Below are 14,448 nucleotides of genomic sequence, written 5' to 3' on the forward strand. Positions count from 1 at the left end.
TTAGCTACTACTTTTGATTTCTTTCATGTAAAAACTTTTGAAGTTCATTGATTGGCCATGCATTTAATACACTCTTTTTTCGAATCCATCCCTTTTTGGCTGTCGATATACCAATATCCATGTGTGAAAGCATTTCATAATTATGTGCATCTGTGTTAATGACTAACATTACGCCAGCTTCCTGCGCTTTCTCCAAATATTCAGGAGCTAGATCTAAGCGATGTGGGTTCGCATTTAATTCCAATGCCGTATTGGTTTCCTTTGCTAACTCAATCAACATGTCGATATCTACTTGGTAGCCTTCTCTTCTTCCGATAAGTCTTCCTGTCGGATGTGCAATAATATCAACATGAGCATTTATTAAAGCCGTTTTTAGTCTCTCCATAATGGTTTCCTTCGGCTGTGAAAATGCGGAGTGAATAGAGGCGATGACGATATCTAATTCACTTAAGATGTCATCATCATAATCTAGTGTTCCGTCTGGTAAAATATCCATTTCAATTCCAGCTAAGATGGTGAAATCATCATATTGGTCATTTAATTGTCTGATTTCTTGAATTTGTTTCCTTAACTTATTAGGTGTTAAGCCATTTGCCACTTTTAAATATTGTGAATGATCGGTAATAGCCATATATTTATATCCTTTGGCTCTACAAGCTTCTACCATTTCTTCAATGGTTTGAGCACCGTCACTCCATGTTGAATGCATATGAAGATCTCCATTTATATCGTCACTCTCAATTAATTCGAGCGTGGTAGAATACTTCTCTACTTCTTCACCGCTTTCTCTGAGCTCAGGTGGAATCCATGGAAGATTAAAGTAATGGTAGAAATCAGCTTCCGTTTCAAAGGTCTTGATTTCTCCCGTTTCATTATTCTCTACACCGTACTCACTTATTTTCTCGCCTCGCTCTTTTGCAAGTTGGCGCATTCTCACATTATGATCCTTTGAACCAGTGAAGTGGTGAAGAGTCGTTGCAAATTCAACCTGCTTTACTATTCGGAAATCAACAGAAACATCATAGCTATATTGGAAGGTTACAGATACCTTCGTCTCACCAGCTGCAATTATTTCTTTAATACCTGGAAGCTCTAGCAATTGCTGTTTAACAGCTGATGGATTGTTAGTTGATACAATAAAGTCCAAGTCCTTAATGGTTTCTTTCATTCTTCGTAGGCTGCCTGCTCTTGAATATGTATCAATCGCCGTCATCTGTTCTAATGCAGCCTCTATTTGTTCGGCAATTGGCAGCATATAGGATAAAGGAAGTCTTTCAGGACGTTTCCCAACATTTTCAATCGCAGCCATAATTTTTTCCTCTGTTTTTTTTCCAAAGCCTGCAAGCCCTTGAACCTTCCCTGCTTTACACGCCTCTTCCAACGTGTGGATATCCTCTACTCCAAGCTCTTGATAGAGCTTCGCAATCTTCTTACCACCGAGGCCAGGAAGCTGTAATAGCGGGATAAGACCACTTGGTACTTCTTGCTTTAGTTCTTCTAGTGTAGACGAAATTCCTGTTTGCAAATAATCGTCAATCACAGCCGCTGTCCCTTTTCCAATTCCCGGAAGAGATGTAAAATCGGTAATCATTGCTAAACTACGATCATCATTCTCTATAGCAGCTGCAGCCTTGCGAAAAGCAGATATTTTAAATGGGTTGTCTCCTTTAAGCTCCATGTATATAGCGATTGTTTCAAGGACCTTTATTACATCTTTTTTATTGATCATCTCTTCCGACACCTTTCTTTTGACCATCTCTAAATAGTGTCTCCGTTATTATCCTATAACATCAACCTTTAGGTAGCTAATAAAAAGAAAACTTCTCTTTCTAGAGAAGTTAAAGAGCCATGTATTCAATCCATAGTTGTTTAATATATTCTGAAAAAACAGGGGTATGGTTCACCATCGTTTTCGCTATTATGGAATGATTCAATGGATTTTGAATAAATTCAATTGGAAGTAATGCTGCTATGTATAATAAGATAAACGTGATAAGATATACTTCAATAAGTCCTAATGCTCCTCCTGCCCATATATTCATTGTTTTTAATACTGGGAGGTTCGCAACAAAATCAAGCATGCTTCCAATAATCTGTAAGGTGATTTTTACCACAAAGAAAATAACGACGAATGCTATGGCACGATAATAGGCATCTTCAAGGTTCCCATTATTCAGTAACATTTGTATGGCTGTTTGATCTCCAAAGCTTGGATATGGCACCCATAGGTTTAACTTTGGTGCTAAATCTGCATAATACATATGCGCCACGATAAACGCAATAATGAAGCCAGTTAAGTGAATGAGCTGTAAGATGAATCCCCTCCGCAGCCCAACGAAAAATCCGAGGATTAAAATAATCAAAATAGCTAAGTCTAGCATGACTTATTCAGTCCTTTACTCTTTTTAATTCTGCCTCGAGCCGTTCTAGACGATCCTTAATTTTTATGTAATCATTCATTGTGTTTACAGCAGTCAAAACGGCTAACTTACTTATATCAAGGGATGGATTCTTTGAGCTAATTTCACGCATTTTCTCATCAACAAGTGAAGAGACCAGTCGAACGTGACCTGAGCTTTCAGTCCCTACAATGACATATTGCTGTCCATATATATCAACTGTTGTGCGCTTTTTTTCTATCTCTGACAACATGATTGCCCCCATTCTAAGAATCCTATTCTATATAATAACATGAACCTATTATAGTGGGAAGTCAAACACTGTCAATAAGCGTCACAAGAAGGAATATTTTGTCTATTAAAGGAGTGTATGATTTGGGAAATGTTGTATTAATAAAATCTCCATCTGAAATGAATGACATGAAAGCTTTTTATAACCGGAATCTAGTAGAAAAACTGCCTCCTGGAAGTGTATTTTCCGCTCGAATAGCCAGTTGTACAATCACAGCCTATAAATCTGGAAAAGTTCTATTTCAAGGAGCGAACAGCGAGCAAGAGGCTAGTAGATGGGGGACCGCTCTTCCGAAAAAGGAGAAAGCTAAGACCTCCACTCCTATGGGGAGTCAGCTTCCTACACAAATCGCTTCAATGTCACTTGTAGGTTCTGACGAGGTTGGAACAGGTGATTATTTCGGCCCGATTACAGTTGTGGCGGCATATGTAAATAAAGAGAATATTGCTCTTCTAAAAGAGCTAGGTGTAAAGGATTCAAAAAACCTAACTGATGAGAAGATTGTCCATATTGCGAAGCAAATTAAGGATATTGTTCCTCATAGCTTACTCACATTACATAATGAAAAATATAACGAACTTCAGCAAAGTGGTATGTCTCAAGGAAAACTTAAGGCATTATTGCATAATCAAGCGATCAATCATGTTTTGAATAAAATCGCCCCCGAGCAACCAGAGGGTATTTTAATCGATCAATTTGCCAAAGAAGACATCTATTTTAATTATTTAAAGGGACAAAAAAATGTTAGGAAACAAAATGTATTTTTCAGTACAAAAGCAGAAGGAATTCACTTATCTGTTGCAGCAGCATCCATTCTAGCACGCTATGCATTCGTCCGTCATTTCGAAAAATTAAGTGATCGGGCTGGCTTCACTCTTCCAAAAGGTGCAGGCTCACAAGTAGACGAAGCAGCTGCACGCCTCATAAGGCAAAAAGGAGAAAGCATCCTCCCAAGCTTTGTTAAGCTCCACTTCGCAAACACGGAAAAAGCGAGAAAACGGGTAAAGCGTTAATAAAAATCGGATTCACACAAGCAAAAATAGACAGCAAAAGACGCTCCTTTAGTTGGAGCGTCTTTTTTAAGTTTATGCCTTATTAGCCTCTTAATACAGCACCTGCTATTTCTTCAAGCGCTGTTAACACCTTTTCATGTGCTTTTGTTACATCTTCATCTGTGAGTGTTTTTTCTGGATCAAAGTATTTTAAAGAGAAGGCAATGGATTTTTTACCTGCTTCCATGCGCTCTCCTTCATAAAGGTCAAAGACAAGCACTTCCTTCAATAATGTTCCTCCAGCTTCTACGATAATCGTTTGAAGGTCTCCCGCTACCTTCTCTTGATCCACTACAAGGGCAATATCACGAGTAATGGAAGGGTAGCGCGGAATCGCTTGGTATTGAAGAGGCTCAACCGCTGCTTCAAGAATAGCTTTTAAAGAAAGCTCGAACATATAAGTTTCCTTAAGATCTAAATCTTTCTGAACAGACGGATGAACTTGACCAATAATCCCTATCTTTTCACCATTTAAATGTACTTCAGCTGTTCTGCCAGGATGCATGCCATCTACTTTTGCTTGACGGTATTGAACGTCTTTTTCTAATCCTAGCTTCGCGAAAAGTCCTTCGAGAATGCCTTTGAGAACAAAGAAATCAACCGGTTTCTTTTCCCCTTGCCATGGATGAAGCTGCCATAAACCCGTAATGGCTGCTGCTAAATGCTCTCGTTCTTCTGGAAGGACGTCTGAACCGTTGCTTAAGAATACGGAGCCAATTTCGTAAACAGATAAATGATCCATTTGACGAGCTACATTATACTTTAACACCTCAAGAAGCTGTGGTGCGATGCTTAAGCGAAGAAGACTTCTATCTTCACTCATCGGCATTGCCAAACGAACAGGCTCGCGTTGGTCTAATGCAAATTGTGTCGCCTTCTCTACGTTAGTTAATGAATAAGTGATTGCTTGATATAAACCTGCACCTTCAAGGTACTGACGAACTAAGCGACGCTTTTGTTGATATGGTGTTAAGTGACCTGGAGTAGAAGAACCAACGGGTAAGGTTTTGAGCAGGTTATCATACCCAAACAAGCGTGCCACTTCTTCGATTAGATCCTCTTCAATTGTAATATCCCCGCGACGTGTTGGTACAGTTACGGTAATTTGCCCGTTATCTACGAGCACTTCAAATTGCAAACGCTCAAAAATTTCTTTGACCTGTTCTTCTGATAATTCCGTACCAAGAACTCGGTTGATTTTGTTTAATGAAATAGAAACAATCGCAGGTTCAACAGCTAATGTATCAGCTTCAACAGAGCCTACTAACACATTTCCATCAGCATATTTTTCTAAAAGCTCCGCTGCTCGCTCTGCTGCTATTCTTACACGATTTGGATCAACACCTTTTTCAAAGCGAGCACTTGCTTCACTTCGCAAGCCATGATCCTTAGATGCCTTTCGAATGCTCACCCCAGCAAAATAAGCAGATTCTAAAAGAACAGTCGTCGTATCTGATTGCACTTCAGAATTAGCCCCGCCCATCACACCGGCAAGTGCAACAGGCTCTTGACCATTTGTAACTACCAAGTGATTTGACGTTAGCTCTCTTTTTACATCATCTAATGTTTCAATCATCTCGCCTTCTGTTGCACGGCGTACTAAGATTTCCTTTGATCCGAAACGATCGTAATCAAAAGCATGTAGCGGCTGACCATATTCTAATAACACATAGTTCGTAATATCAACTACATTATTGTGAGGGCGAATGCCTGCACTCATCAATCTAGTTTGCATCCATAATGGGGAGGGTCCTACTTTAACACCCTTAATAACCTTAGCTACATACAGTGGATTATCTTCTTTCGCTTCAACTGTAACGGAAATATAATCTGCAGCTGTTTCTTCTGCATTAGAGGCTTCTGGACTAGGAAGCTTTACTTCTTTTCCAAGAATAGCTGCCACCTCATAAGCTACCCCGATCATACTTAAGCAATCAGCACGATTTGGTGTTAAACCAAGCTCTAACACTTGATCATCACGGTTTAATAGTGCCATTGCATCTTCTCCGACTGGAGTATCTTGCGGGAAATTAAAGATTCCTTCTGAGTATTCCTTCGCTACAAGCTTTGCCTCGATCCCTAACTCTTGGAGTGAACAAATCATTCCGTTTGATTCTTCCCCTCGAAGCTTAGCACGTTTGATTTTGAAATTACCTGGGAGTATTGCCCCAACCGTTGCAACAGCAACCTTTTGACCTTTTCCTACATTGGCTGCCCCGCAAATGATTTGAACAGGTTCTTCCGCCCCAAGATCAACTAAACATTTATTTAATTTGTCGGCATTTGGATGTTGCTCACACTCAAGGACATGCCCAACGACCACCCCTTTAATGCCTTCGTTAAGTACTTCTACACCTTCAACCTCAATACCGCTCTTCGTAATTTTCTCAGCAAGCTCATCTGCTGTTACACCTGCTAAGTCGATATAATCTTGTAACCATTTATATGAAACAAACATGGATTGCTCCTCCTCGTAATAAAAATGATGGCTGTTTTCGTATACAATGTTGATATTAGAACATGGGCAGTTTTCCACTCTCCAGTGGTACTCTCTTAAAGTCACTGAAATACCCATAAAGAATAATCGCTTTATTAATTTGGACGGTTGCTTTCTGCGGGAGGTACGGTGAGGTTCCTCAGAGCAAATGGCGCCCTGATAGGTCTCACCTGTCCCACTGCACCCGCAGGAGCCTCACATCCTTCCGCTCCCAAACTGCTAACCTTCATATTTAGAAGGTTATAGCTTCACTCGTTAAAACAACAACCTTCTAGAAAATAGCCAAAATTATTCATGCTTAGCAAACTGTTTTAAGAAACGAATATCATTTGTATAGAAATGACGAATGTCATCTACTCCATATTTCAGCATCGCAATTCTTTCCGGGCCCATTCCAAAAGCAAAGCCAGTATATTTTTTTGAGTCGTAGCCAGCCATCTCTAGAACATTGGGATGAACCATTCCAGCTCCTAAAATCTCAATCCACCCCGTTCCTTTACAAACGCTACAGCCTGCCCCTCCACATATCTTACAGGAAATGTCCATTTCGACAGAAGGCTCTGTAAATGGGAAAAAGCTAGGGCGCAAACGGATTTCACGATCTTCTCCAAATATTTTCTTAGCAAACACATCTAGTGTCCCTTTTAGATCGCTCATGCGAATGTTTTCATCTATCACTAAACCTTCAATTTGCATAAATTGATGTGAGTGTGTCGCATCGTCGTTGTCACGTCGATAAACTTTACCAGGACAAATGATTTTAATAGGTCCCTTTTCTTCATTCCTCTCCATTGTGCGAGCTTGAACAGGTGAAGTATGTGTGCGAAGTAGCGTTTCTTCCGTTATATAGAAGGAGTCTTGCATATCACGAGCTGGGTGCCCCTTCGGCAAATTAAGCGCTTCGAAATTATAATAATCCTGCTCTACCTCAGGACCTTCCGCAATGGTATAGCCCATTCCAATGAATAAGTCCTCAATCTCTTCAATTAAACTTGTGAGTGGATGATGGTTCCCTTGAGTAATTGGGCGACCTGGAAGCGTCACATCGATTGTTTCTTTAGCTAACTTTTCTTCAATTTCTGCTTGCTCTAGTAATTTTTGTTTTTCTTCAATGGCAGCAGATATCGCATCTCGTACTTCATTTGCTAAAGCACCCATAACTGGACGTTCTTCTGCAGATAATTTCCCCATCCCTTTTAACACTTCTGTAATCGGACCTTTTTTCCCTAAATACGAAACCCGAATGTCATTTAATTGTTTTAAACCAGTTGCCTTGTTAACGCCTTCTAATGCTTCTTGTTGCAATTCCTTCAAACGCTCTTGCATGAAAATTCCTCCTTTTAGATCCTTGACTGTTTGTTGAATTTTTCCAAAATAAAAAACCCCATCCCATAAAGGGACGAGGTTTTGATATCGCGGTACCACCCTTTTTAACTCAATCATATGAAAAAATTGAGTTCTCTTCATTCTGGATAACGGCTTTTCCTGCCGGTGCATCTTTACATGAGCATGGTCCCGATGCCAACTACGGAGGTGAACTTCACTAGTCTCATTTATAAAAATGCTTTCAGTCTAGGCATTTTCTCCCTACCATAAATGAGGATTAGTTACTTTTCTCCGTCATCGTCTTTATGTATACAATTTGCTGTTATTATAGTATATTCTGATTCCCGTTTCAAATAGTTTTGAAAAAATCGGTCATATTTATTTAGTCTGCAGTGATTATGTTCTTAAAGACCCCAAATAATAAAGCAAAATCCCTGTAGCAACAGCGACATTAAGCGACTCACTTTTCCCATAAATCGGTATGTATAAGTTACTTGTCGTTTTGGCTAAAAGCTCTTTGCTCACGCCACTTCCCTCATTACCCACTAAAAGCGCAAATGCTTCTGATGCTTTAGTTTCTAAATAATTCTGCCCATTTTCTAGAGACGTACCAAAAACCGGGATTTGCTGGTCTCTCAACTTTTCCATCCATTCAGAAAGACTCCCCTTTACAACAGGAAGGTGAAAGTGGCTTCCTTGAGCAGAGCGAAGAACCTTTGGATTGTAATGGTCTACACTCCCTTCACCAATTACAACCACATCAATTCCTGCAGCATCTGCCGTACGAATCATCGTCCCTAGGTTCCCTGGGTCTTGAACAGCATCAATTAAGAGGAAGGTCTTCCCGATTAATTCTGATTCCTTTAGAGGCTCTTCATAACAAACAGCGATAATCCCTTGAGGCGTTTCGGTATCAGAAAGTGCCTTCATTACTTCTTCTGTTACTAGTGTAACAGGGATGGATCCATAATCCCATGAAGGAAGATCAATATTTTCACTAATAATCAATTCAGCTACACGGTTGGCTTGAAAAGCCTCTTCTACTAAATGATAGCCTTCAACTAGAAAGGTATTCGTTTTATCTCTTTCTTTTTTGGTTACTAATTTTTTCCACTGCTTAACTTGCGTATTTTTGACAGAGTGAATGTGCTTCAACACGGACTCTCCTTTATTTTTGTTTAGGAAATGATAAAACCAAGGCGCTTGCGCTTTTGTTCTTTCATTCAATTTTCTTATTATAACGTAACTTCTATACATAATAAAACGGTAATTAGAAATGATAAAAAAGAAAATAAGAAAGGAGTGCTTACATTGAACCTTAACCTTCGAAATGCCGTTATTCACAATGTCACAGGAAATTCAAAAGAGCAATTTCAAGACACTATTGATGACGCGATTCAAAATGGAGCAGAAAAAATGCTACCTGGATTAGGGGTCCTTTTTGAAGTCATTTGGCAAAACTCCTCTACACAAGAAAAAGATGAAATGCTTGATGTACTAACTAACACACTAAAGTAATGAATAGCTTCTATACAAAAAGGGTACCTCACATTCGGTACCCTTTTTGTTATGGATCAATCAAATGTAATTTGGTTAACCGTTTCACGATCTAAGCGCTTAATTACTTCTACAATAAGCTTTACAGCATTTTCATAATCATCACGATGTAGCATCGCAGCATGAGAATGAATATAGCGTGTAGCTATTGTAATTGAAAGAGCTGGAACCCCTTTATGCGTTAAATGTATGGCACCTGAATCTGTTCCACCACCAGCAATGGCATCGTATTGATATGGAATGTTCAGTTCATCTGCTAGATCCGTTACAAAGTCACGTAAGCCTTTATGGGAAACCATTGAAGCATCATATAGAATAATTTGTGGGCCATCTCCCATTTTACCTTGTGCTTCCTTGTCAGAAACGCCTGGTGTATCTCCAGCAATTCCTACATCTACGCCGAAAGCAATGTCTGGTTCAATTGTTTGTGCGGAAGTACGCGCGCCACGAAGGCCTACTTCTTCTTGAACCGTTCCTACACCGTAAACAACATTCGGGTGATTTTCACCTTTTAATTGCCTTAATACATCAATTGCAATTGCACACCCAATACGGTTATCCCATGCCTTTGCTAAAAGCATTTTTTCATTGTTCATAACAGTGAACTCGAAATAAGGTACAACCATGTCTCCTGGCTTTACGCCCCATTCTACTACTTCTTCACGGCTTGAAGCCCCGATATCTATGAACATATCTTTAATTTCTACTGGTTTCTTGCGAGCTTCTGGAGAAAGGATATGAGGTGGCTTTGAGCCAATGACTCCTGTCACATCTCCCTTACGAGTCACAATTGTAACACGCTGTGCAAGCATTACTTGTGACCACCAGCCTCCAACTGTTTGGAAACGGATAAACCCTTTATCATCAATTTGAGTAACCATAAAGCCTACTTCATCTAAGTGACCAGCTACCATAATCTTTGGACCGTCCGCATTCCCTACTTTTTTAGCAATTAAGCTCCCAAGCCCATCTGTTGTAACTTCATCAGCAAATGGAGTTATGTATTGCTTCATCACTTCACGAGGCTCACGTTCATTCCCAGGGATCCCTTTTGCATCTGTAAGATCCTTAAGCATCTGTAATGTTCCATCTAATTTTGTCATTGCTTCGACACCCCTATGTATGTATTTTCACTTTAATTATACAGAAATTTTGTAAAATAAACAAAAGTCTCCCTAATAGCCTTGTTGCTGCCTTTCATAATTTACTTCATTTTTCTTAATATATGCCTGCTCAATATCATCTTCTGTGAATCCAAGTAACATGGCAAGGTAAAGATAATTTTGAAATAGCTTTTGGTAGTCTTCTATTAAGCGAGACTTCCCAAATTGATGAATCAGGGAATATACTTGTAAAAATTGATCGGTAAGAGCTACATCTTTATTGAACTCACGTTTAGTAAATTCCAGCCTTTCGTATCCGCATTCTATACCAAGAGACAATATAAAATGGATTCCATCAACAAATTCTTCTAAAATAACCTCGTTTGAGGATGAAGGTTTCACACTCCAAAACTTAAAGCAACGCGTTTCGTTTGCTAGTTCTCCAATCTCAACAAGAAGCGCCAATGCTTTTCGATTAAAGAGATCTTCATCCATTAGGTTATGCTTTGTTTCAATATGTTTATCTAATCCTCGCTGCATTTCAAATAACTTAACTAAATTCATAATTCACCAGCCTCAATTAGTTGTATGTATTAAGAAAAGTGCAGGGCGCTTGCGCTGGACAATTTTCTAAGTTTAATTTTATCCTTTCTTTTCTTTTATATAAAGGCTGTTTTCGTTGTTGTTTTGAAACATGAGCGGTTTTCCGCTACAGGATTCTCGCTTCCCGTTATGCGTGAGGTGAGTATCCTCGGTGTCGCCTGGTTCTCACCTGTCCAACTGCTCCCGCAGGCGTCTCGCATCCTTCCACTCCAAACTGCTAGCTCTCTATGAAGATGGGAATTTTACCTGGTGTAACAACAATATTTTAGTAAACAGCCTTAAAAAATAATAAACAATCTAAAAAAAATTTGAAACTTTTTTCAATCTCATTCGTATATATATCAAAAATATTTTGGAGGGCTTCATATGATGTGGCTATTTCGCTTGCTCTTATTTGCTCTTATCCTCTTTCTCATTTACAGCACAATTAAATATATCCTTAATCCGAAGCGTAAGCTAGAACTTGCCCATGAGCAGAAGAAGTATTACCTATTAGATGATCAATCCAATGTGCGAAAAAATTTCTTACTCACATATAACGGTGTTTTATTCGAAGGCGAAAAATATTTAGGAACGACTGAAAATGCGTTCGAAGTTGTATCTATATTCATTTGGCCACGGAGTACAAGTGCTTTAAAAGGATTAGGGAAAGAAGATTTTTATACAATCGAAAAAAATATACGTTCCATCTACCCTAATGCCAAAATTGATTGGAAGAGCCCTATCAAGGAGTTTTTAAAAAATGGGGAAGTGTAAAACCGGAATGTCTTTTATCCATTCATTAATTGATTTTAAATACACAGAAAACACCGCTCATTTTTGAACGGTGTTTTCTGTGTGTGGAGAAAGGAGATTGCTAGCATGCTCTCAATCTTATTTCATTCTTATGGTATAGCCGAATAGGGTCACTTCCGCTCCAAGTCTATGCTTTCAGGAGACCGTTCTTGAACGAAATAATAATCGTTTCAGATTTTGAACGGTTTTTTTCAATTAAGCTGCATTAAAAAATTCGTTCCATTTAATGACTGCCATTTTTTCTCTCAAAAGATATACAAGGATGGATAGGGAAAATAAGATGATGACTAAGATGGTTGGTGTAAAGCGGCTAATGAATTCTCCAAAGGTTGTATAAAAGAAGGCAAGAGGAAAGTTGGTTAGCCAAGATCCCTTCATATACTCCTTGAAGCTTTTCTTTCTCTCCAATAAACAAAAGCTAAGCAAATGATAATGAACAAAAGGAATTAATCTCAAAATTGCAATTTGAGCAACCGTTAAATTTCGATACTCCCCAAACCAGCGTTTTTTTATCGTGGATAGCTTTTGATGGGTTTTTGGCATTCGGTGAATAAGCATAAAAAATAATAAACTACTGAGCATAAGTCCAAACAAGGAATAAACTGTCCCAAAAACAGTTCCAAATAGCACACCGCCAGCAATGCAAATGATGGCTACAGGAATGAACAAAAACTGTCTGAGAAAATGGACTAGAATAAACAGAATGGGGGCTAAAATACCTCCTGCTTCAACCAAAACAAATAGCATGGAAAACTGTTCGTCCATGTAATCACCTTCTTTAGCTGAATAACTTGGTGTTATTACAGCATATAAAAACAGACAAGCTGTTATGACAAGAAGTCAAAAAATTATGTTAGGTGGTTAATTAGTAAATAAAAAAATAGCAATTCAATCACACTTAAAGTTGGCAGCCCCATCTGAAAGCTAAAATGCTTTGTTTTATGACGAAAAATATGCATAGCTAAATACATGCCAGTCGCTCCTCCTAACAAAGCCAACAGCCACAAAGTTCGCTCTGAAATTCGGTATTCCTTCTTCTTGGCTTTTCGTTTATCCATTCTCATGACAGAAAAAGCTGCTACATTGACGAGTAGAATGATACCTATCCATAGTCCGAACATTATTATTCTCCTCTCTCTTCTTCCTAAATAAAAAACCATCCTCCTCAGAGAATGGTTTAGTTATGTTTTACGCCAAAACCATACGGGGTTTATCGAGGCGTCTTACATAATTATTTTAAGTTTTGCTTTGCTACTGTTGCTAATTCAGCAAATGCTTTTTCGTCAGCGATTGCTAATTCAGCAAGCATTTTGCGGTTTACTTCGATACCAGCAAGCTTTAAGCCATGCATTAAACGGCTATAAGAAAGACCGTTCATACGAGCAGCTGCATTGATACGAGTAATCCAAAGCTTACGGAAGTCGCGCTTTTTCTGGCGACGGTCACGGTAAGCATACATTAATGATTTCATTACTTGTTGGTTAGCAACTTTGTATAATGTATGTTTTGAACCGTAATAACCTTTGGCTAATTTAAGAACTTTTTTACGACGTTTGCGAGTAACTGTACCGCCTTTTACACGTGGCATGTTATTTCCCTCCTATATGGATATTACTTAAGGTTTACTAATAAGTTACGGATACGTTTGAAATCTCCTGCAGAAACAACAGTTCCTTTACGAAGTTTACGCTTTTGCTTAGTTGATTTGTTTGCAAATAAATGGCTTCTGTAAGCATGAGAACGTTTTAATTTACCAGATCCTGTTCTCTTGAAACGCTTTGCAGCGCCGCGGTGAGTTTTCATTTTTGGCATGTGGAATTCCTCCTCTTACTTGTCGTTTTTAGGTGCTAATACCATAAACATGCTTCGACCGTCCATCTTCGGATGTGATTCAATCGTTGCAATTTCATTGCAAGCTTCCGCGAAACGGACTAAAACACGTTGACCAATTTCTTTATGTGTAATTGCACGTCCCTTGAATCGAATCGATGCTTTTACTTTATCGCCTTTTTCAAGGAATTTAATAGCATTGCGAAGCTTTGTATTAAAGTCGTGCTCCTCAATTGTTGGGCTCAAACGAACTTCTTTCACATTGATAATCTTTTGATTTTTGCGCGCTTCTTTTTCTTTCTTTTGTTGCTCGAACTTAAATTTTCCGTAGTCCATAATACGGCCTACTGGAGGCTTTGCATTCGGCGCAACTAGTACAAGATCAAGGTTGACGCGAGATGCGATTTCAAGCGCTTCGTTTTTGGTTTTAATTCCTAATTGCTCGCCATTTTGGTCAATCAGACGAATTTCGCGGGCGCGAATACCCTCGTTTAACAACATGTCTTTGCTAATAGTTAGACACCTCCAAGGTTTTATACGAACACAAGCTTTGGGTCAAGAATCACTGTCAAACGACAAGAAAACACTTGCACCTGATAAGAATTTAATGACTCAAAGTTGAATCGCAAGTATACCAAACATTATTTTTTTCAATTAAAAAAGTGTGGATGCAAAACACCCACACTTACAGAACGAAATTAAAAAGAAATGTTCACGTAAAACCTGCTAACTGCTATTTGCGTCAACCAGGTGAGAAGCGGGTGCTTCTTCTTTTCCTCAAAGTCGTATTCAATTACCTTAAAACTATATCACAAGTCATATTGCATGTCAAACGAACAATTTTTATAACAACGAAATGAATTGTAACAAATATACTTGAAACTTGCAATAGGTTTTATGTATTTTCTAAAAAAATGGGAAACATCTATCTATCCCAATTAGAAACAAAAGGGACTAAGAGTGTCCTCTCATCCCTTTTGTCCACAATGTATTG

Annotated in this window: 16 protein-coding genes and 2 other annotated features; of the genes, 3 read left to right on the forward strand and 13 right to left on the reverse strand. The window is 38.8% G+C overall.

What is annotated here, in order from left to right; all coding sequences use genetic code 11:
- Window positions 1-7: 7 nt before the first annotated feature.
- From polX to zapA, 3 genes are all read right to left on the reverse strand, one after another.
- Window positions 8-1,729 (reverse strand): DNA polymerase/3'-5' exonuclease PolX, encoded by a 1,722-nt coding sequence (gene polX, locus LS684_RS15860; RefSeq protein ID WP_233807360.1) that lies wholly within the window; start codon window positions 1,727-1,729, stop codon window positions 8-10.
- 109 nt (window positions 1,730-1,838) lie between these two features.
- On the reverse strand, window positions 1,839-2,381 hold the full coding sequence (locus tag LS684_RS15865) for a CvpA family protein (RefSeq protein ID WP_233807362.1): 543 nt from the start codon (window positions 2,379-2,381) through the stop codon (window positions 1,839-1,841).
- 7 nt (window positions 2,382-2,388) lie between these two features.
- Window positions 2,389-2,652 carry a cell division protein ZapA gene (gene zapA, locus LS684_RS15870; RefSeq protein WP_432418778.1) on the reverse strand — a complete coding sequence of 88 codons (264 nt, stop codon included), beginning with the start codon at window positions 2,650-2,652 and terminating at the stop codon, window positions 2,389-2,391.
- Between the two features lie 122 nt (window positions 2,653-2,774).
- Between zapA and rnhC the strand changes: the two genes are divergently transcribed.
- Complete coding sequence (rnhC, locus tag LS684_RS15875; RefSeq protein ID WP_233807364.1) at window positions 2,775-3,704, forward strand: ribonuclease HIII; 930 nt, start codon at window positions 2,775-2,777, stop codon at window positions 3,702-3,704.
- A gap of 82 nt (window positions 3,705-3,786) precedes the next feature.
- On the opposite strand, the gene pheT is transcribed toward rnhC, so the two are convergent.
- From pheT to LS684_RS15890, 3 genes are all read right to left on the reverse strand, one after another.
- Window positions 3,787-6,201, reverse strand: a complete 2,415-nt coding sequence (gene pheT, locus LS684_RS15880) for a phenylalanine--tRNA ligase subunit beta (protein WP_233807366.1) — start codon at window positions 6,199-6,201, stop codon at window positions 3,787-3,789.
- 327 nt (window positions 6,202-6,528) lie between these two features.
- Window positions 6,529-7,566: a phenylalanine--tRNA ligase subunit alpha gene (gene pheS / locus LS684_RS15885; RefSeq protein ID WP_233807367.1), complete on the reverse strand. Its 1,038-nt coding sequence runs from the start codon at window positions 7,564-7,566 to the stop codon at window positions 6,529-6,531.
- A 66-nt stretch (window positions 7,567-7,632) separates the two neighbouring features.
- Window positions 7,633-7,873 (reverse strand) — a binding site (T-box leader).
- 89 nt (window positions 7,874-7,962) lie between these two features.
- Complete coding sequence (locus LS684_RS15890) at window positions 7,963-8,721, reverse strand: TrmH family RNA methyltransferase (RefSeq protein ID WP_233807368.1); 759 nt, start codon at window positions 8,719-8,721, stop codon at window positions 7,963-7,965.
- A 156-nt stretch (window positions 8,722-8,877) separates the two neighbouring features.
- On the opposite strand from LS684_RS15890, the gene sspI reads away from it, so the two are divergent.
- The gene (gene sspI, locus LS684_RS15895) at window positions 8,878-9,084 is read left to right on the forward strand and encodes a small acid-soluble spore protein SspI (RefSeq protein ID WP_233807369.1); all 207 of its coding nucleotides are present in this window, start codon (window positions 8,878-8,880) and stop codon (window positions 9,082-9,084) included.
- Window positions 9,085-9,140: 56 nt separating this feature from the next.
- On the opposite strand, the gene LS684_RS15900 is transcribed toward sspI, so the two are convergent.
- Window positions 9,141-10,226 carry a M42 family metallopeptidase gene (locus tag LS684_RS15900; RefSeq protein ID WP_233807370.1) on the reverse strand — a complete coding sequence of 362 codons (1,086 nt, stop codon included), beginning with the start codon at window positions 10,224-10,226 and terminating at the stop codon, window positions 9,141-9,143.
- A gap of 72 nt (window positions 10,227-10,298) precedes the next feature.
- On the reverse strand, window positions 10,299-10,790 hold the full coding sequence (locus tag LS684_RS15905) for a dUTP diphosphatase (RefSeq protein ID WP_233807371.1): 492 nt from the start codon (window positions 10,788-10,790) through the stop codon (window positions 10,299-10,301).
- Window positions 10,791-11,195: 405 nt separating this feature from the next.
- On the opposite strand from LS684_RS15905, the gene LS684_RS15910 reads away from it, so the two are divergent.
- On the forward strand, window positions 11,196-11,585 hold the full coding sequence (locus tag LS684_RS15910; RefSeq protein WP_233807372.1) for a sigma-w pathway protein ysdB: 390 nt from the start codon (window positions 11,196-11,198) through the stop codon (window positions 11,583-11,585).
- A 234-nt stretch (window positions 11,586-11,819) separates the two neighbouring features.
- On the opposite strand, the gene LS684_RS15915 is transcribed toward LS684_RS15910, so the two are convergent.
- The 5 genes from LS684_RS15915 to infC all read right to left on the reverse strand — a co-directional run bounded on the left by LS684_RS15915 (window position 11,820) and on the right by infC (window position 13,955).
- Window positions 11,820-12,389 (reverse strand): TVP38/TMEM64 family protein, encoded by a 570-nt coding sequence (locus LS684_RS15915; RefSeq protein ID WP_233807373.1) that lies wholly within the window; start codon window positions 12,387-12,389, stop codon window positions 11,820-11,822.
- An 83-nt stretch (window positions 12,390-12,472) separates the two neighbouring features.
- Entirely contained in the window at window positions 12,473-12,745 is a 273-nt protein-coding gene (locus LS684_RS15920; RefSeq protein ID WP_233807374.1) for a DUF1294 domain-containing protein, read from the reverse strand.
- A gap of 110 nt (window positions 12,746-12,855) precedes the next feature.
- Window positions 12,856-13,212 carry a 50S ribosomal protein L20 gene (gene rplT / locus LS684_RS15925; RefSeq protein ID WP_233807375.1) on the reverse strand — a complete coding sequence of 119 codons (357 nt, stop codon included), beginning with the start codon at window positions 13,210-13,212 and terminating at the stop codon, window positions 12,856-12,858.
- A gap of 23 nt (window positions 13,213-13,235) precedes the next feature.
- On the reverse strand, window positions 13,236-13,436 hold the full coding sequence (rpmI, locus tag LS684_RS15930; RefSeq protein WP_233807376.1) for a 50S ribosomal protein L35: 201 nt from the start codon (window positions 13,434-13,436) through the stop codon (window positions 13,236-13,238).
- 15 nt (window positions 13,437-13,451) lie between these two features.
- Window positions 13,452-13,955 carry a translation initiation factor IF-3 gene (gene infC / locus LS684_RS15935; RefSeq protein ID WP_233807377.1) on the reverse strand — a complete coding sequence of 168 codons (504 nt, stop codon included), beginning with the start codon at window positions 13,953-13,955 and terminating at the stop codon, window positions 13,452-13,454.
- Between the two features lie 149 nt (window positions 13,956-14,104).
- Window positions 14,105-14,233, reverse strand: a sequence feature (ribosomal protein L20 leader region).
- Window positions 14,234-14,448: the final 215 nt, after the last annotated feature.

Source organism: Cytobacillus spongiae (genome assembly GCF_021390075.1).